The following is a 17,923-nucleotide window of genomic DNA, read 5'->3' on the forward strand; positions in this document are numbered from 1 at the left end:
CTTGGATAGCCCATCATGACTCACTACTCCTCCACCCTCTTCACCCGCCACAACCGCCCCCTCCACACTCTCTGGCTCGAATCCCAAGCCTGGTTCTGCGCCCACGAACTCGGTCGGATGACCGGGCGCTTCTTCGACGAACACTGCATCCGCAAGCTCGACCCGGACCAGCATCGCACCGTGCAGCTGCTGCGCTACGGCCAGTACGGCGAAACCACCATGGTCAGCGAGTCCGGGGCCTATACCCTCCTCGCCCATCATCACATTCCGGAAAACCGCCACCTGCGCCACTGGCTGACCCATGAGGTGGTGGCGGTGCTGCGCGATGGGCAGGACTCGGCGCTGGAAGACCTGCCGCGCCTGGGCAGGATGTGCTGGCCGGGTGGGCATACGGCGAGCCTGTTGTATTGGCAGAGTGAGCCTTGGGTACGGATGCGGGATATGCCGTTGGTGATGGCGGCGGAGTTGCCCGTGGTGGTGCCCGAGCGGCGCAAGCTGAGCTGGAAGGAATGTGCGCAGCGGGCATTGAGGTTACATGGGGTTGGCGATTGAACCCTGCGATGCACTGAAAGGGCTGCCATGCAGCCCTGTTCAACCCTGCCCTGACTTCTTCCGGATGCGCTGGCGCTTGGCACCGAGCTCGTAGCGAGCAATGTCGGCTATGCACTCCACCCTCGGCAAAAACAGCGCCTCAAGCTCTTTTCTTCGGCCTAGAACCATCGCCACTCGGATCAGGTTCTCAAAACCGACATTACGTCCCGTTTCAAGGTTGGACACAGTATTGGTGCCGACGCCAGCCCGAGCAGCCACTTCCGCTTGCGACATCTGTTGAGCGAGCCGCTCGGTGCGCAAGCGCTCGCACAGCGCCCTCATGAGTTCACTGGGTTTGGTAAGACTTAAATCCAAATTCATGTGTGTTATCTGAATAGATGGCAGTTAAGGCACAAAATATTGGATTAAGTATTCCTCTGCCAGGAAGGGATTCATCTTTCTGAATGGTCTGACAGCACCGTAAGACTCGGGCAGATTTCGAATGGGAATTTCTGATGCCTGGGCATGGGAGCGGCTGTGCGCCACAGGGACCTACACCCCGAAGCCGGTGCCCCCCTTCCACTCCCACGCCCTCATCTGCTCACTATGGACTTAGTGAGCAACATCCAACGACATCCGGTACTCGATCACCCCCGGCTTCTCGGCAATCCAATCATACAACCGCTGCGCAGTCTTGTTGGTCTCCTGGGTATGCCAGTACAACCGGTCGCACCGGTGCTGCCGGGCCTGGTCCTGGACGAACTCGATCAGCCGCTTACCGATCATCCTCCCCCGCGCCCTTGGCGACACGAACAGGTCTTCCAGGTAACAGAAATCATTGCGGCCCCAGGTCGAGCGGTGGAATACGTAGTGAACGAAGCCGAAGATTTGCCCGCCGTCCGTGGCCACGGCGCAGTGCATGGGCTCGGCCGGGTCGAAGAAGCGCGCCCAGGTACGCTCGGTGATGGCCGGGCCCAGCTCCACTTGGTAGAAGGCCTGGTATTGCGCCCAGTAGTCGGACCATGGCTGCAGGTCGGTTTGCTTCACTTCGCGTACGAAAACGGGCAGTTGGGTGGTGGTCATTCTTCAAACCCCTTTTGGACAACACAGCTGAATGAGTGAGGGGGCCGGCCTGTCCGCAGCGCTTGCCTTCCTTGGTGATTGCTTGCGGACCTGGGTTTTATAGCGGATAAATGGCTGGTTTTTACCTGCCAATTATTCGGTAGTTACCAGACCATTTTCAGGGACGCGATCCGGCCCAGGATAGGCAGGCACCTTTCATATCCACGCGCCAAGGACCAGGCCAATGTTCAAACACGCCCAGCTGGAATCGGTAAAAGCCTGGCTAACGGATCCCGCCCATGGGGCACTGGTGCGGCATGTGCGCATCCAGCGGGCCATCCGCCAGTTGATCCTCGAGGGTGCCCTGCCGGTCGGCAAGCCGCTGCCGGCGTCGCGGTCGCTGGCAAGTTCCCTGGGCGTCTCGCGGGATACCGTGGAGTCGGCCTACAGCCAGTTGCACGCCGAGGGCTTTATCGAGCGGCGCGTGGGCAGCGGCAGCTTCGTGTCGCAACGGGCCCGCTGCCTGCCGTCGCGCAAGCGCCAGCGGCCGGCACAAAGCGAGGCCACGGTGCAGTTGAGCCGCCGAGGTGAAGCGCTATTGCACAGCGGTGGCGTTCACAACTTCCAATCACCCCGCCCCTTCGCCCCGGGCGTGGCAGAAACCCGGCGTTTCCCCCTGGCCGTCTGGGAGAAGCTGGAGCGGCAGGTGTACAAGGAATACGGCACTCGCGCCCTGGAACACAGCGAGCCACAGGGCATGTTCGCCTTGCGCAGTGCAATCGCCGACTACCTCAACCTCGAACGCGGCGCGCAGGCATCCGCCGACCGCATCCTGATCCTCACCAGCTCGCAGCAGGCCCTGGGCCTGTGCGCTCAGGTACTCATGGACGCAGGCGACCGGGTGCTGGTCGAGGACCCGCTGTACCAAGGCACCCGCAAGGCCATCAGCGCCGCCGGGCTGCAAGGCGTGCCGGTGCCGGTGGACGCGCACGGCCTGCAGGTGGACGGCATGGCCCAGCTAGCGCCGGATGCCCGGGCGCTGTTCCTCACGCCCTCGCACCAATACCCGACCGGCGCCACCCTGTCGCTGGACCGGCGCCTGCTGGCCATCGAATGGGCCCGCCAGCAACGGGCGTGGATCATCGAGGACGACTACGACAGCGAGTTCCACTATGCCGGCCGCCCCACCGCCTGTGTGCAGGGCTTGGATTCGCATGCGCGCACGCTGTACATCGGCACCTTCACCAAGTCGCTGGGCGCCGGGCTGCGCATCGGCTACCTGCTGCTGCCGCCCCAGCTCGTCGCGCCAATGACCGCTGCGCGAACGCTGCAGGATGGCCACAACGCATCCATCGCCCAGCTGACCCTGGCCAGGTTCATGGAGGACGGACACTTCAACGCCCATGTACGGGTCATGCGCAGCCTCTATGCCGAGCGGCGCGACGTGCTGGCAGATCTGGTGCAGCGGCACCTGGGGGCGTTCCTGCGCCCGCAAGTGCCGGTAGGTGGGCTGCAGATGCCCTGCCACTTCATTCAAAACTTGGCGGAAGACGCAGTGGTCAGGGCGGCACGCGGAGCGGGAATCGATCTGTTGGGGCTGGGCAGCTTGTACGCGGTGCCGAGGAACGATGCCGGCTTGCTGATGGGGTTTGCGGCACTGACGCCCGCTGAGATGAGGGAGGCGGTGCTGAAACTGGAGAAGGTGCTGGCAGGTCTGGCCAGATAACCACGCTGCGTGCATGTGGCATGTAACCAGAATGCTCGATCCACCTAATGCCTCGGATTGCAGGCATTAACGGCCAATATCGCACTCAGTGCCCAGAAATCCAGGCATTGGCGTTAGAGGAGGTGCAAACAGGTGGCTCCATCGCCACAAGCCCTGGGGTTGTATTGAAAAACCCCCACCCCCTGTATCTGTCGCTGCCTAGTCCTTCGTTCCACCATCCCTTCCGCACTCCCCCGGATGGCTAAAGGAACCCGCATCATGGCTGCCCTGCTGCTGCAAATGTCCCCCATAGGCCTGGTGATCGCCCTGATCCTGCTGCTGCGCCGCCCGCCCGTACAGGCCGCGCTGGCCGGCGTGGCCGGTGTCTTGCTGCTGTGGGGCCTGGGCGCCGCGCAGCCGCTGTCGACGGCGGTGTCCGGCGCGATCCTGCAAGACACGCTGATCCTGTTCCTCAGTACCGCCTGTGTGATCGTCCCGGGCCTGGCCTTCGTCATCCTGGTCGAGCGGGCCGGCGCGCCGCAGGCAATCGGCGCCTGGGTGCGCGAGCTGGGCTGGACGCCGCCGATGCAGGTGATCTTCATCGTGCTGGGCCTGGCGCCGCTGCTGGAGGCGATGACCGGGTTCGGCGTATCGCTGATCGCTACCGTGCCGTTGTTGATGGGGCTGTTCTCGCGCCAGGTCGGCATGAAGATGGCGCTGGCCGGCATGGTGGTGATGCCTTGGGGCACGCTTGGGCTGGCGACGGTGATCGGCGCGTTGCTGGCGCATGTACCGGCGCAGGAGCTGGGCAGCCATTCGGCGTTGGTGAGCGCTCCTGTGTTCCTCTGCCTGGCCGCCGTGGCGTTGGGCCTGGCGGGTGTTCGCAGTGTACGGGCATGGCTCGGGCTGGGATCGATCTCGCTGCTGTTCAGCACAGTGCTGTATGCGGTCAACCGCTGGATCGGGCCGGAGGCCTCGGGTGTGCTGGCCGGGCTTGCAGTGGCCGCGGTCGGCCTGGGTATCTCCTGGGCGCGGCGCGGGGCACTGGTGCGCTGGCCGCAGGCGGCATGGCCTTACCTGGCGCTGTTGGCGGTGATTATCGCGTCGCGGGCGTTGTTCCTGTTGTCGGGCTGGGACGGGATGTGGGTGGTGCACGGCGCCAATGTGTCGTGGAAGCCGCTGGCGTCGCCGGGGCTGGCCTTGCTGCTGGTGGTGCTGATGATGGTTGGCCGCCAGGGCGCGGGCTTCCCGTGGCAGGCGCTGGCCACTCGGGCGCGGTTCCCGGTGGCGACGATCTTCCTGTTCCTGCTGCTGTCCCAGGTGATGGTAAAGGCCGGCTTCCTGGTCGAGGCACAGCGGGCGTTGCAGGCGCTGTCCGGGGTGTCGCTGGCCTCGACGGTGTCGCTGCTGGCGGGGTTGGCTGGCTATGTCACCGGCTCCAATGTCGGCGGCAACACCCTGGTGATGCCCTCCATCGCGGCGCTTTCCACGGTCCACGGCCCGTGGCTGGCGGCGATGGTCAACAGCGCCGCCGGGCATGGCGCGCTGGGCTCGCTGTCGATCCTGTCGCTGATCATCGGTCTGGCCGGGGCCAACCGCGAGGAAGAGCACGGGCTGATCCGCTTCGGCTTTGCCCTGGTGCTGCTGAACATCGTCATCGTGGCTGCAACCGGCGTGGTTTTGCTCTACCTTTCGGGTGCCTCCGCCTGACTCGAGAAAAAAGGCCCCATGGACCGGAACCCCAAGCCCGACAAACGCTGGCACACCGTCAACACCTGGCTGCTGCGCCAGATCGACAGCGGCGAATGGCCCACCGGCACGCAGCTGCCCTCGGTGCGCGAACTGGCGCGGCTGTTCGACAGCAGCCTGGCCACGGTGCAACGGGCACTCGCTGAGCTGGAAGCCAATGCCTATGTGCAGGCCACTCCCCGGGTGGGGTACTTCGTCGCCAAGGGCGCGGCCCAGGTGCAGGGCTTTGACCTCGCCAGTGTCAGCGTCAACGTCAACCACGCGGTGGTCGCCATGCTCGCCCAGGCGGCCGGCAACGGAGGGCTGTCGTTGAGCTCGGCGGTGCTGCACGACGAACTCACGCCCCAGGTGCTGCTGAACAAATGCCTGATGGCCCTGGCCAGCAAGGCCGATCAGCCGCTGGCCGGCTTGATCGCCCCACCTGGCCTGGCCTCGCTGCGCCGACGTATCGCCGGGCTGATGCTGCAGCGCGGCGTGGCCTGCGGCCCGGATGAAATCCTGGTGACCTCGGGCGACACCGTGGCCCTGGAGCTTGCACTGGAAGCGGTGGCCCAGCCGGGCGCCACGGTGGCCATCGAGACCCCCACCTACTACGGCATCCTGCAGACCATCGAACGCCTGGGGATGCGCGCCCTGCCCATGCGTACCCACGCAGGCAGCGGCATGGACCTGGAGCACCTGGCATGGGCGCTGAAACGCAAGAAGGTCGATGTGATCTTCCTCAACCCGACGCTGCAGAACCCTCGCGGCTTCATCATGCCCGACGCCGCGCGGGCCGAGCTTTCGCGCCTGGCCCAGGCGGCGGATGTGCCAATCATCGAGGACGACATCTTCTTCGACCTGGTGGACGAGCCGCAGCGCCCGAAGGCGATCAAGCACTACGACACGACCGGGCAGACGATCTACTGCTCGTCGTTCTCCAAGACCGTGGCACCGGGCTACCGGGTGGGATGGTGCGTGGTCGGGCGTTATCGGGACGCGATCCTGGCCCAGCTGTTCTCGCGCAACCTGGCGGTGTCGAGCCTGGCCCAGCGGGTGCTGGACGAGTTCATCGGGCGCGGGTACATGGAGGCGCATTGCGCGAAGCTGCGCGGGCGGCTGACGGCGCAGGCCGAGGTGATGGAGATGCTGGTGCGCTCGGATTTTCCACCGGGGACGCGGTATGTGGCGCCTGATGGAGGATTCATCCACTGGCTCGAATTGCCGGAAGGGACGGATATGGCGGCGCTGCGAGGCCTTACCGCCGAGCAGGGATGCAAAGTGGGCGACAGCGGGATGTTCTTTGCCGATGGGGAATGTGGCACGGGGTTGCGGGTGTGCCTTGGGCGGGTGATTACGCCGGAGGTGATGGGCGGCTTGAGGGTACTGGCGGCGTGTGCGCGACAGGCGCAGGTGCCTTGCCTGAGCTGAGCCGACAGGCCACTCGCTCAGCTCAGGTGCGCATGGCTGCGCAGATGCTCGGCCAGCATGTCGATGAAGGTACGCACCTTGGTCGAGCCGTACTTGCTCTCGCGATGCAGGATATGGATCGGCCAGGGCGCCTCCTCGTACTCGGCCAGGATCACCTGCAAGCGCCCGGCCGCGACCTCATCCGCCACCTGGTACGAGAGCAGCCGGGCAATCCCCAGCCCGGCACTGGCCGCAGCGATGGCGGCGTCGTTGCTGGTCACGGTCAGGCGCGGCTTCATGCGGATCAGCGTCGGGTCGTCGATGGCGCCGAAACGCCAGTCGGTGCGAGGTGACAGCGTCCCGGCGGCAATGACCTCGTGCTTCTGCAACTCCGAGGGATGCCGCGGCGTGCCATGGCGCTCCAGGTACTCGGGCGAGGCGCACAGCAGCCGGCGCATCTTGCCCACCCGCAGCGCCTTCAGGCCCGAGTCGGGCAACTGGCCGATGCGCACGGCCACGTCCATGCCCTCCTCCACCAGGTTCACCACGCGGTCGAGGAAGAACGCCGAGACGTCCACCTCGGGGTACTGCTGCAGGTAGCGCACGATGCAGGGCATGACGAACTTCTTGCCGAACAGGATCGGCGCGGTCACCGCCAGGTCGCCCTTGGGCGAGGCATTGATGCCGGCGGCGGCTTCGTTGGCTTCGATAATGCTGGCGAGGATATGCCGGGTGTCTTCCAGATAGCGCCCGCCGGCCTCGGTCAGGCGCACGCTGCGAGTGGTGCGCAGCAGCAGCTTGACCCCGAGCTGCTCCTCCAGGGCGCTGACGGCGCGGGTTACCGCCGCTGGCGAGATGGCCAGGCGGCGGGCGGCGGCGGCGAAGCTTTCCAGCTCGCCGACGGCCACGAACACTTTCATCAGGTGGATCTGGTCCATGCCGCGCCCCACGCGTTGTCGTGGGGCGATTATCCCTGTGCGCACGCTAGAGCTCCAGCACCACGGCTTGCACACCGTCCTCGGCCTGGGCCGGAACCGCGCAGCAGATCAGCACGCTGCCGGCTTCGGGCAGCTCGGCGGGTGGGTTCGGGTAGTGGACCTGGCCGCTGACCAGCTTGGTCTTGCAGGTGCCACAAGAGCCACCGCGGCAACTGAAGTCCGGCGACAGGCCGCGGCTCTCCGCCAGTTCCAGCAAAGTACCGCCACCAGGCGCCCAACGCGCTTCCTTGGCTGAGCTGGCGAAGTACACCGGCACCGGCTCGCTGGCGGGCGGCGGTTGTTGCAGAGTGGGCTGGTTGTCGTCGGTATGGCGGCGCAGGGTCGAAGGGCCGAAGGCTTCGGCATGGATGCGGGCGTCGGGTACATGCACCGTGCGCAGCCCCTCGTAAAGGTCCTGGGTGAAGCTGGCCGGGCCACACAGGTAGAAGTCGTAGTCGTCCAATGGCAGCGTGGCCTTGATCTGTTCGATGCCCAGGCGGCTGGCGAACGCATAGTCGCGGCCCTGCACGGCTTGGGATTCGGGCAGGCTCAGGGCGCGGTGAATGCTCAGCAGGCCACCGGCGTGTTGCTGGAGTTCAGCAAGCTCGTGCTGGAAGGGCAGGTCGGCCAGCGTACGGCTACCGTGGAACAGGTAGATGCGCCGCCCCAGCCCCAAGGCCAATTGTTCGCGCAGCATGGCGATCAACGGGGTGATGCCGACGCCCGCACCGACCAGCACAAGGGGGCGGTCGCTGGTGTGATCGAGGGTGAAGCTGCCCATGGGTAGGCGCACCTGCAAAGGGTCGCCCACCTTCAGTTGCTGGTGCAGGTAGTGTGAGGCAGGCCCCTGCGCCTTGACGCTGATGCGCAGGTGGCCATCGGACGGCGCGCTGGACAGGCTGTAGGTGCGGATCAGCGGGGCCTCTCCATCAACTTGAAGGCGCACGGGAATATGCTGGCCGGGCGCGAAGGCCACCGGCGTACCCTCCTCGGGTTGCAGGTAGAACGAACGAATATCGCGGCTTTCCTGCTCGACACGCAGCACGCGCCAGGTCAGCCATTGGCGCTGGCGCTCACGCTGTTGCAGGCGCTCTTGGGCTTCACTCCAGGTACCGGTCATCAGGCTGGTGGGCGCGTACTCCTGGAAGGCCCAGCGCAACGACACCGCAGCCGGGCGGACCACCACCTGCTCGATGTCCAGGGTCCAGATCCGCTCGGCCCCCTCGAAAGCGCTGATCAGCGGGCTGTCGAGAACCACCTCGGTTCGCCCTGAAACCTGCAGCACATCGCCGGTGGTGAAGTCGACGAACAACAGACCTGCAACCGGGTTGACCAGCAAGTTGCCGAGGGTGTTGAAATGCAGGTTGCCGGCATAGTCCGGAATGGTCAGGCGATTGCCTTCGACCCTGACGAAACCGGGGCGGCCACCGCGGTGGGACACGTCCACGGCACGCTGGCCGTTTTCCTGCTCGACGTAGCTGGCGACAAAGAACGTGTCGGCGTTTTCGATCATCGCGCGGGACGCGGCATCGAGTGTCGATGAATCCCGACGCGCCTGCGGCGGTTCATCGACGCGGGTGTATTCGCGCAGCTGGATGTACTGGGGGCAGTTGCCGAACGACTGCTCGACCACCACCTCCAGCTGACCGTTGCCTGCCCGACGGATCAGGCCATTGAGCCGGTTGCGTCGCCGGGTATGCAGCTCGATCCCCAGCAAGCCAATGGCACCGCCATCCACCAGGCCCGGCGTGGCCGGGTCATCAGCGGCAGGCGCGGTGCCGATCAGCAGTTGCCGGGGATCGGGCGAGCTGACGAAGCCTTCCGGGCCTTCGAGCAGCGTCGCCCAAGGGGTGCCAGCGGCATCCACGGCAGCGGCCACCAGGAACGGCAACTGGTGATAGAAAGCCCGGTGCTGGTCGGGCATGAAGTCGCGGATGACCTTCTGGCCGAACACCTCCATGCGCTCTGCAACACCGACTTGCTCCTGCAGCCGTTTTTCACCTGCATGCCAGGGCGATCGCATGGCGGCATTCCTCTGGGTTCAGAGCGTGGTCTGTAAACCGATGACGGTGCGTGGCATCGGCACGAAGCCCGGCAGCGCCTCGATCCGGGCCAGCCAGGCGCGCACATTGGCGTACGGCTCCAGCGACACGTTGCCCTCGGGGGCGTGGGCGATGTACGAGTAGTTGGCGATATCGGCGATGGTCGCCTGGTCACCAACCAGGAACGGGCCCTCGGCCAGTTCGGCGTCGATCACCTTGAGCAGGGTGTGGGCGCGGCCAATCACTTCGTCGGTGTTGAACGAGGCGCCGAATACAGTCACCAGGCGTGCGGCGGCCGGGCCGAAGGCCAACGGGCCTGCCGCCACCGACAACCAGCGCTGCACGCGGGCGGCGCCGACCGGATCCTCGGGCAACCAGCGCTCGCCGCCATACGCCTTGGCCAGATAGACGAGGATGGCGTTGGAGTCGGCGATGACGATGCCGTTGTCATCGATCACCGGCACCTGGCCGAAGGGGTTGATGGCGAGGAACTCGGGCTGCTTGTGTTCACCCTTGGCCAGGTCGACGAATACCAGCTCGGTAGGCAGTTCGAGCAGTGACAGCATCAGCTCGATACGGTGGGCGTGGCCGGACTTGGGGAAGTTGTAGAGCTTGATCGGGCTTGGCATGTGCGGGGCTCCAGGTCAGCGCCGGGAGTGGCGCTGCTGGAGGACATGCTGCACTGGATCGACCGGCAGCAGAATCAGTGCTGGGTGCAATCCAGTATTTCGGCAAGTGGAATAATCACAATTGCGGGACACGTCGGGTCGCCGCATCGCCGCTCCCACGCGCCCGCGGTTACGATCTCAATGCCGGTGCTGTTTCTGGTACTGGTACAACCCCCGCGCCGCCTCGACCACCAGCGGTACACAGGCCTGGCGCTCATCGAAGCTCATCGAGTCGAGCAGCTCGAAGTTGTCTTCCAGCCCATGCAGCGAAATGGCCTTGAGCAGACGATCCTGCTCTGGCGGCAGGTCGCTCCACTCGGCCACTTGTGTGCCGCGCATGTAGCCGAAGCACCACTCCTCGAGAATGATCGCCGGGCCCTCTTCACTCTCGCCCTCTTCGAACATCGGCTCGAAGTCCTCGAGGTCGGTGGCCAACTCTTCGGCCACCTGGCTGGCATAACGCAGCATCAGCGCGGTATACGCTTCTTCATGGGCAGGCTTCTTGAACTTGGGCACCTTGCCACCGGCGACAGAAGGCAGCCACTGCTCAGGGTTGACCTTGCTGGGGGAGCTGGCCAGAGCAGTGAAGAAACCGTTGAGCTCGGCGAGGTTGAGTACCGAATAATCGTTGCCGTAGGTGATCAGCAGGTCTTCGAGGCGGTCGAGTTCTTTTTCGCTGAGCGCGGGGAGCATGGGTGGGTGTCCTGGGTAAATGTGCGTGCACCGTAGCATAGGCAACGCCTGCCCGCTCCCTTCATGAGAGCGGGCATCGGGCTATTGCTGCAGCCACTGCGCCAGCTCGGCCTGCCGCCCGCTACCGGCCAGCAGCCACAACAAGAGCCGACATTTGCGCGGGCAAAGCCAGCCAGCCATGTGCAGGCCGCGGGCCTGCAGGTCGATCTCGCCGCCGACGAATCCGTAGGTTCCCCGGGCTGTCGAACCACTGCCGGTGCGGGTGGCGATAATCACTGGCATGCTGTCTGCGACGTCCTTCAAAGCCTCGGCCCAGGCTTCGGAGACATGGCCTGCGCCAAAGCCGGCAACCACCAGCCCTGAATAGCCCATGGCACCAAAGGCTCGCAGCAGACGCGTATCGGCATCAAGGCACGCCTCCAGTAGCACGACCTGATGATCGACCTGCGTCGGCAGGGGCAACACCCAGCGTGGCGCGGCAGCCTGACGATAGATGGGACAGCCCTCCTCCACTTCCCCTATCGCCCCTGCGCCGGGCGATTCGAAGGCCGCCATTGCCAGGCTGGCAGTCTTGCGCACCCGAGCAGCCAAGTGGATTTGGTCGTTGATCACCACCAGTACGCCACGCCCCCGGCTGCCATCGGCTATCGCAACCTGCACTGCCGCCAGCAGGTTCGCCGGACCATCTGCGCCCGGCTGGCAGGCCGAGCGCATGGCGCCGGTCATGATCAGCGGGGTGTCATGGGGCCAGAGCAGATCGAGGAAATACGCGGTCTCCTCCAGCGTATCGGTGCCCTGGGTAAGTACCACGGCCTGGGCTCCCGCTTGCACTTGTGCGTTTGCCCAGGCCAGCGCATCCAGCATGTCGGTGAATGCCAGGGAGGCGCTCGGCACCAGGCACAACGTGGCGGTGCTGATTTGCGCCAGTGTCTGCAACTGCGGCAGCGTGCTCAGCAGAGCGGCACAGTCGAGCCGGGGTGTCACACCCTGCCCCGGCGCCGCGGATTGCATGCTGACCGTACCGCCCAGGCTGCCGATAGAAACGCGTGGTGCTGTCATGGGTTACCTCCCGCAAGCAGGCCAACCAGGGGCACGATACCCAGGGTACTGATGGCCATGGACAGGACGTTGCCGATATAGCCGTGCATGTAGCCTGGCAGTCGCCGGCTGATGGCCACGGCAAGCGGTGGCGCGATCAGCGCGCCGAGCACTGCGCTGGCGACGACCACCTGCCAGCTGCCACCCAGAGTCAGCACGGCGGCGGGCACGATCGAAACGATGGGAATATAGGTCGGATACCAGCCCCGCTCTTTCCATTGCCGTCGCCAAAACAGCACACCGACCAGCGATGCCAACCCCTGCCCGGCCACCATCTGCAACACCAGTTGCGAACCGTAGGCTGGTGCCGACGGGGCCAATACATAAGCCAGCAATACGCCAAGCAGCAAACCCAGGCTGGCCAGTTCATTGCCAAAGAACGGCGCCTCGCTGAAATCGGCCAGTACCCGACGCAGGGTCCAGACCAGGCCATAGTCCGGCTGGCTCGCCGTCGCTGCGACCTCTGGGCGCTGCCCATCGCGAACCAGCGCCGGAAACCGCTTGCACAACAGGAACGCCAGCACACTGGCCAGGGCCATGCCACTGACATTGCCGATCACCACCGGCAACTGCAGCGGGTAGCACAGGTAGTTGACCAGCAGCAGGCTGGCCGGCGTCACCAGCACGGCACCGAGCAGCGCGCCATTGATCACGACGCGCCAACCACCACCGAACAGCAGGACCATGGCCGCCGGCAGCGAAACGAAAGCTACGAAAGTCGGCTGCCAGGCACCACCGTCCAGCGTCCAGCCCCACAACGCATGGCTGAGCAGCAAGCCGAGCAGCGAGCTGATGATCAGCCAGGGCCACAGCCCTGTGCCGTAGCAGATGGCAAAACCTTGCCAGCGATGGCCCCGCTGCTGGGCCCAGTGCGCGAGGCTTGCCCCCAGCAGCAACCCCAGTGCCGGCAACTCGTGCTTGTAGAAGGCGACCTCGCTGATATCGCCGACTATCCAGCGCAGCCTACTCAGCGGCTGGTCGAGGGTTGCGACGAGCTGCGCATAATCAGGCCCTCCACCCAACATCAGGCTGGCAACGCACAGTAGCGCGAAGCCCAGGAGTATCAGCAACGACGACCGTTGTCGCGGTAAAGCAAGACGCTGTTCCATGACGCCTCCTCAACATGGCATCGGCGCATGCAGCCGATACCCCAAGGTGGTGTCGTAGAGGTCGGTACGCCTGTCACGCGGCAGGTCGTTCAGGCTGTTCCATATCGGCGCCGAGCGGGCGGTACTGAGGTCGACGTCGGCATATAGGATGCACTCCTCCTCGGCACTGGCCACCTCGCCTATGGGCCAGCCGTTGGTGCCGGCAATCAGCGAACAACCCAGGAAGCGCCCGCCCCGCTCGCGACCAATGCGATTGGCGGCGGCGATATAGACATTGTTGACGTGGGCCGCGGTCATCGTCAGGTACGAGGCCATGCAGCGTCCGGCTTCGTCGAACAGCGGCGGCGGTGTCCAGACCCAGTTGTTCAGGCTGCAGATGATGTCGGCGCCCTGCGCCGACATGAGCCGTGGCACCTCCGGGAACCAGATGTCCCAGCAGATCAGCAGGCCGATGCGGCCGATGGGCGTTTCGAAAACCGGGAAGCCCAGGTCTCCAGGGGTGAACCAGAGCTTTTCCTGGTTCCACAGATGCGCCTTGCGGTAATGCCCGAGCAGCCCGTGCGGGCCGAACAGCACGGCGCTGTCGAAGAGCTTGAGGCCGTCACGCTCGGCGAAGCCTGCAGCCAGATACACCTGCTGCTCACGGGCGAACTCCGCCCAGGCATCAAGGCTTCGCCCACCATCCAGCGACTCGGCGTGAGCATAGGCCTCGGCGCGAGAGTTGAAGGTATAGCCGGTGTTGGCCAGCTCTGGCAGTACGATCAGGTTCGCCCCTTCACACGCGGCGCGGCGGGCCAGGGCCAGGCCACGGCTCAGGTTGCCATCGCAATGGTCGAGGCCGACCTGCGGGTCGTACTGGATGACGGCAATGCGCACGGGGCTGACGGGAATAGTGTGTTCCTGCATGGCGGCTTCCTGTTCTGGTTGTTGTGGAAGGCCGCCAGTAGAACGGGCATGGCAGATGGAACGACAGTCAGCAGGATCCTCTGGAACTGGGGGAGATTGCGAAAAAACGTGGAGGAGCACTCCTACAAAATTGTTTCAGAGCGTCTGTCGAGGCACCTGATAATGCGGATAGTGCTCAAGGCTGAAGCCACCCTTGAAGTGAGCACCCGTGTTGTTGCAGAGGTTGATCACGGTGTCGATGGCGGTGCGCAGACACGGTTCGGTCCAGCCGGCATCGACAGAGAAGGACTCACCGGCGAGGTAAAGCCCTGAATGGGCGCTCAGGTCACGGTTGTATTTCATCAGGCTAACCGCGTCGTAGTAGGCACCTGCCCGGTACAATTTCGCACAGCCGAGTGCATTCCTGTCTGTCATCCATCTTTGTATGCGGGTGTTTCCAATGTCGATATGCGGCGAGATGGGCTCACCAATGTTGGTACAACGCAACAGAATCCGATCGAGTTCCGCCACGCATTTTTCCACCAGCTCGGTGTCTGAATACGCCGCCAGCTTGGTGGCATCGTCCTCCCAGGTGTAGCTGAGCAGGATGCAATCGCGGCTGTGCTGATCGTTGTAACGGTAGGCATAGACATCGTGCACAAAGCTGTCGGTGACCAGGATCTGCGGTAGATGCGGATGCTGATCGAGAAAGCTTTTACGCAGCGGCGCATAAACCTTGCAGCTGGTCTCCCAATGGGCGTGCTTCCAGGCCTCGACAATGGCCGGTGGCAGCATGCTCCGGGAGAACCCGCCCAGACGCATGCCTGTTTCGATCAGCCAGGACGGCGTGGTAAGCACTACGCTGTCGAATACGTCACTCATCGGTTGAGCCTTGGCGTCATCGCTGTGCCGCCAACGGTAGTCGACTCGGATGCGGCCATCGGCCAGTTTATGCAGGCCATGGACAGTGCTGTCCGTCAGCAAGCCATCCTTACGCGCCACGCATCGGCTGTACAAAGACTCGCCCAAGCCAGCGATGTCCATGAACAGCAGGGCCTCATCCAACGCGGCGATCCCCAGGTAGGCAGGCGCCTGGAAATGCAGGCCTCTGCTGTCGGGCACGGTCTCGGCATCCTGATACGGCGCTGCAAGCACTCGCCCCCTTTCATCTACACGCCCATGCACAAGCTGCAGGTGGCTGCTGAACCCGAAAATGGCGGTGCGCAGCGGATAGAGGCAGCACACGTCGTAGAAGGCGCCCCAGCTGCCATCACCGATGCCAATTGCGTAGAAGATCGCCGACTCTTCACGGTCCATCCCAAGACCGCCGAAATCGCCTGGATTGGCAGGGTCCCAAGCCTCCTGGATCGGCAGCAATACGAGATCCCGGAATGACAGCCTGTGATATCGCTCGACGATTGCCGACCACATCGCCAGCCAACCTTCTGTGCCGTAAATGGCGGCCACCTGTTCAGCAAAGCGCTCGGCAAAGCGTCGCCACTTGCCATGAATCTTCTGCAGTACTGCAGTAGGTGGCGGGGTGTGACCTTCGGAATTCTTCCAGATCAGCAACTTCGGATCGCACTCCCCTTCCAGCTGGCCTTCACGCAGGTAGATACCCGTCGCATTGACCCACTGCGTGCCAGGGTTGGGGAAGTTGGAAAGCCGCAGGTCGAACAGGTCTGCGTAGTAAGCCATCAATGAACGTCCGGCTTTGGGCGGCTCGCCGCTTCGGTTGAAGAACGGCATGCGCATCGCGCCCATCTCGAAGGGGGCGGTGTGTGCTGGTGACTTGTCAGCCGGGGTCGAAACGGTGAGATGACGTCCCCCGATACGCCGGGCCTGCTCGATCAGGGTGATATGGGTGAAACCACAGCGCAGCAGTTCACGTGCGACGCTAAGGCCGGTGACGCCAGCACCGACAATGCAGATGCGATGTGCAGGACGAGCAGCCTGGGCAATGCCACCTTGTTGTTCAACAAGACGTCGGTAGTCAAAACACAGGTCAGGCGGGTTCGGGAAGCGCGCGGCCCATGGCAGCACTGGAGTATGCGGCTCGACGGCCAGGTGGGCGGGATGGTTGTGCGTTGAACCGATGGTCATGGTTTCGGGTTCTCAGGGTAGGTGGAGCCTGAGCATGCCGAGAGCCGGGAGATGGTGAGTGGTAGATGGGTATCGCGGTGCTGAGTGCGTCGTTGCCAGAACAGACGCAATCACGGGGCAATCCCGCACCCACGTTGTTCTTGCACAACGTGGGAGCAGGATTGCCCCGCGATGAGGGTGCTACGGTTTAGACCGCCAGCGCGCGCTCACGCAGCTCGCTGTTGAGGATGCGGTCGTTCTCGCTGTAGTCGACCGGGCAGTCGATCACGTGCACGCCCGGGGTCTTGATGCAGTGTTCGAGCAGCGGCAGGAAGCCTTCGGCGCTCTCCACGCGGTGGCCATTGGCACCGTAGGCTTCGGCGTATTTGACGAAGTCCGGGTTGCCGTAGTCCAGGCCGAAATCGGTGAAGCCCATGTTGGCCTGCTTCCAGCGGATCATGCCGTAGCCGTCGTCACGCAGGATGACCACGGTGATGTGCATCCCTAAGCGAACTGCCGTTTCCAGCTCCTGGCTGTTCATCATGAAGCCGCCGTCGCCGCAGACCGAGATCACCGGGCGATCCGGGTAGACCAGGTGCGATGCCATGGCCGATGGCAGGCCGGCGCCCATGGTCGCCAGGGCGTTGTCCAGCAGCACGGTGTTGGGTTTGTGCGCCTTGTAGTTGCGGGCGAACCAGATCTTGTAGATGCCGTTGTCCAGGGCGACGATGCCTTCGGACGGCAGGGCGCGGCGGATGTCGGCAACCATGCGCTGCGGGTAGACCGGGAAGCGGTTGTCGTCAGCGCCTTCGGCGATCTGCGCTTCGTTGGCTTCGCGGATGGCCATCAGGCGGGTGAAGTCCCAGTGGCTGGTGTCGGTCAGCGCTTCGCTGATCTGCCACACGGCGTTGGCGATGTCGCCGATCACTTCCACCTGCGGGAAGTACACGGCATCCACCTCGGCCGAACGGAAGCTGACGTGGATCACTTCGGTACCGCCACGGACCATGAAGAACGGTGGCTTCTCGATCACGTCGTGGCCGATGTTGACGATCAGGTCGGCGGCTTCAACCGCACGATGTACAAAATCGCCGGAGGACAGCGCGGCGTTGCCCAGGAAGCGCGGGTGGCGCTCGTCGACCACACCTTTACCCATCTGGGTGGTGATGAACGGGATGCCGGTCTTGTCGATCAGTTGCTTGAGGACCTTGGCAGTCATCTTGCGGTTGGCGCCGGCGCCGATCACCAGGATCGGGTTACGGGCGTTCTTCAGCTTCTCGACGGCGGCTTCGATGGCCACGTGCTCGGCCAGCGGGCGACGGTGCAGGCTGCGCGGGATCGGCAGGGCATCGGTCTGCTCGGCGGCGATGTCTTCCGGCAGTTCCAGGTGCACGGCGCCCGGCTTCTCTTCTTCAGCCAGGCGGAAGGCTTCACGCATGCGCGCAGGGATGTTGTCGGCCGAAGCGAACTGGTGGGTGTACTTGGTGATGGGGTCCATCATGCCGCACACGTCGATGATCTGGAAGCGGCCCTGCTTGGACTTCTTGATCGGCTTCTGGCCGGTGATCATCATCATCGGCATGCCGCCCAGGTAGGCGTAGGCGCTGGCGGTCACCAGGTTGGTCGCGCCAGGGCCGAGGGTCGACAGGCTGACGCCGGTCTTGCCGGTCAGGCGGCCATAGGTGGCGGCCATGAAGCCCGCGGACTGTTCGTGGCGGGTCAGTACCAGCTTGATCTTCGACTTGCGCAGGGACTCGAGCAGGTCGAGGTTTTCCTCACCAGGAATGCCGAACACATACTCGACACCTTCGTTTTCCAGGCATTGCACAACGACATCGGCGGCCTTGGCCATCTTGCTTCTAACCTCAAGTAATAGGACGGTGAAAGTCCAGAAATGCGCAGCACGGTACGCTGGCATCGCTCGGTCCGGGTG

The 17,923-nt window shown here is 64.3% G+C and carries 15 protein-coding genes; 4 read left to right on the forward strand and 11 right to left on the reverse strand.

Annotation, left to right across the window (positions count from 1 at the left end):
• Positions 1–15: 15 nt before the first annotated feature.
• Complete coding sequence (locus LU688_RS21200; protein WP_094011796.1) at positions 16–552, forward strand: BRO-N domain-containing protein; 537 nt, start codon at positions 16–18, stop codon at positions 550–552.
• A 39-nt stretch (positions 553–591) separates the two neighbouring features.
• Here LU688_RS21200 and LU688_RS21205 read toward each other — a convergent pair whose 3' ends face one another.
• Together LU688_RS21205 and LU688_RS21210 are read right to left on the reverse strand one after the other, a co-directional pair.
• Complete coding sequence (locus LU688_RS21205) at positions 592–912, reverse strand: helix-turn-helix domain-containing protein (protein WP_094011795.1); 321 nt, start codon at positions 910–912, stop codon at positions 592–594.
• 231 nt (positions 913–1,143) lie between these two features.
• Complete coding sequence (locus LU688_RS21210) at positions 1,144–1,614, reverse strand: GNAT family N-acetyltransferase (RefSeq protein WP_094011794.1); 471 nt, start codon at positions 1,612–1,614, stop codon at positions 1,144–1,146.
• A 223-nt stretch (positions 1,615–1,837) separates the two neighbouring features.
• On the opposite strand from LU688_RS21210, the gene pdxR reads away from it, so the two are divergent.
• The 3 genes from pdxR (at position 1,838) to LU688_RS21225 (ending at position 6,457) form a co-directional block, all read left to right on the forward strand.
• A complete protein-coding gene (gene pdxR, locus LU688_RS21215) occupies positions 1,838–3,319 on the forward strand; it encodes a MocR-like pyridoxine biosynthesis transcription factor PdxR (RefSeq protein WP_094011793.1) in 1,482 nt (493 codons plus the stop codon).
• Between the two features lie 258 nt (positions 3,320–3,577).
• A complete protein-coding gene (locus LU688_RS21220) occupies positions 3,578–5,008 on the forward strand; it encodes an L-lactate permease (RefSeq protein ID WP_094011792.1) in 1,431 nt (476 codons plus the stop codon).
• 18 nt (positions 5,009–5,026) lie between these two features.
• Entirely contained in the window at positions 5,027–6,457 is a 1,431-nt protein-coding gene (locus tag LU688_RS21225) for an aminotransferase-like domain-containing protein (protein ID WP_232888250.1), read from the forward strand.
• Between the two features lie 17 nt (positions 6,458–6,474).
• Here the strand turns inward: LU688_RS21225 and LU688_RS21230 are convergent, their stop codons facing one another.
• From LU688_RS21230 to LU688_RS21270, 9 genes are all read right to left on the reverse strand, one after another.
• Positions 6,475–7,374, reverse strand: a complete 900-nt coding sequence (locus LU688_RS21230) for a LysR family transcriptional regulator (protein ID WP_094011790.1) — start codon at positions 7,372–7,374, stop codon at positions 6,475–6,477.
• Between the two features lie 46 nt (positions 7,375–7,420).
• Positions 7,421–9,436 carry a 2Fe-2S iron-sulfur cluster-binding protein gene (locus LU688_RS21235; RefSeq protein ID WP_094011789.1) on the reverse strand — a complete coding sequence of 672 codons (2,016 nt, stop codon included), beginning with the start codon at positions 9,434–9,436 and terminating at the stop codon, positions 7,421–7,423.
• Positions 9,437–9,454: 18 nt separating this feature from the next.
• Positions 9,455–10,084, reverse strand: a complete 630-nt coding sequence (locus LU688_RS21240) for a glutathione S-transferase family protein (protein WP_094011788.1) — start codon at positions 10,082–10,084, stop codon at positions 9,455–9,457.
• A gap of 177 nt (positions 10,085–10,261) precedes the next feature.
• Positions 10,262–10,816, reverse strand: coding sequence for a UPF0149 family protein (locus tag LU688_RS21245; protein ID WP_094011787.1), 555 nt, complete (start codon positions 10,814–10,816; stop codon positions 10,262–10,264).
• Positions 10,817–10,897: 81 nt separating this feature from the next.
• Positions 10,898–11,875 (reverse strand): asparaginase, encoded by a 978-nt coding sequence (locus tag LU688_RS21250; protein ID WP_094011786.1) that lies wholly within the window; start codon positions 11,873–11,875, stop codon positions 10,898–10,900.
• Positions 11,872–12,939 (reverse strand): hypothetical protein, encoded by a 1,068-nt coding sequence (locus LU688_RS21255; RefSeq protein WP_371041602.1) that lies wholly within the window; start codon positions 12,937–12,939, stop codon positions 11,872–11,874. The genes LU688_RS21250 and LU688_RS21255 overlap by 4 nt, the downstream gene beginning before the upstream one ends.
• 93 nt (positions 12,940–13,032) lie before the next feature.
• A complete protein-coding gene (locus LU688_RS21260; RefSeq protein WP_094011784.1) occupies positions 13,033–13,929 on the reverse strand; it encodes a nitrilase family protein in 897 nt (298 codons plus the stop codon).
• A gap of 135 nt (positions 13,930–14,064) precedes the next feature.
• Positions 14,065–16,011 (reverse strand): flavin monoamine oxidase family protein, encoded by a 1,947-nt coding sequence (locus LU688_RS21265; protein ID WP_094011783.1) that lies wholly within the window; start codon positions 16,009–16,011, stop codon positions 14,065–14,067.
• Positions 16,012–16,198: 187 nt separating this feature from the next.
• Positions 16,199–17,842, reverse strand: a complete 1,644-nt coding sequence (locus LU688_RS21270) for an acetolactate synthase large subunit (RefSeq protein ID WP_094011782.1) — start codon at positions 17,840–17,842, stop codon at positions 16,199–16,201.
• Positions 17,843–17,923 lie beyond the last annotated feature (81 nt).

The sequence above is a fragment of the Pseudomonas soli genome (assembly GCF_021283165.2).
Lineage (GTDB): Bacteria > Pseudomonadota > Gammaproteobacteria > Pseudomonadales > Pseudomonadaceae > Aquipseudomonas > Aquipseudomonas soli.

Coding starts and splice junctions, on each gene's coding strand:
- LU688_RS21200 (WP_094011796.1), top strand. CDS start 16: ATGACTCACTACTCCTCCACCCTCTTCACCCGCCACAACCGCCCCCTC.
- LU688_RS21205 (WP_094011795.1), bottom strand. CDS start 912: ATGAATTTGGATTTAAGTCTTACCAAACCCAGTGAACTCATGAGGGCG.
- LU688_RS21210 (WP_094011794.1), bottom strand. CDS start 1,614: ATGACCACCACCCAACTGCCCGTTTTCGTACGCGAAGTGAAGCAAACC.
- pdxR (WP_094011793.1), top strand. CDS start 1,838: ATGTTCAAACACGCCCAGCTGGAATCGGTAAAAGCCTGGCTAACGGAT.
- LU688_RS21220 (WP_094011792.1), top strand. CDS start 3,578: ATGGCTGCCCTGCTGCTGCAAATGTCCCCCATAGGCCTGGTGATCGCC.
- LU688_RS21225 (WP_232888250.1), top strand. CDS start 5,027: ATGGACCGGAACCCCAAGCCCGACAAACGCTGGCACACCGTCAACACC.
- LU688_RS21230 (WP_094011790.1), bottom strand. CDS start 7,374: ATGGACCAGATCCACCTGATGAAAGTGTTCGTGGCCGTCGGCGAGCTG.
- LU688_RS21235 (WP_094011789.1), bottom strand. CDS start 9,436: ATGCGATCGCCCTGGCATGCAGGTGAAAAACGGCTGCAGGAGCAAGTC.
- LU688_RS21240 (WP_094011788.1), bottom strand. CDS start 10,084: ATGCCAAGCCCGATCAAGCTCTACAACTTCCCCAAGTCCGGCCACGCC.
- LU688_RS21245 (WP_094011787.1), bottom strand. CDS start 10,816: ATGCTCCCCGCGCTCAGCGAAAAAGAACTCGACCGCCTCGAAGACCTG.
- LU688_RS21250 (WP_094011786.1), bottom strand. CDS start 11,875: ATGACAGCACCACGCGTTTCTATCGGCAGCCTGGGCGGTACGGTCAGC.
- LU688_RS21255 (WP_371041602.1), bottom strand. CDS start 12,939: ATGTTGGGTGGAGGGCCTGATTATGCGCAGCTCGTCGCAACCCTCGAC.
- LU688_RS21260 (WP_094011784.1), bottom strand. CDS start 13,929: ATGCAGGAACACACTATTCCCGTCAGCCCCGTGCGCATTGCCGTCATC.
- LU688_RS21265 (WP_094011783.1), bottom strand. CDS start 16,011: ATGACCATCGGTTCAACGCACAACCATCCCGCCCACCTGGCCGTCGAG.
- LU688_RS21270 (WP_094011782.1), bottom strand. CDS start 17,842: ATGGCCAAGGCCGCCGATGTCGTTGTGCAATGCCTGGAAAACGAAGGT.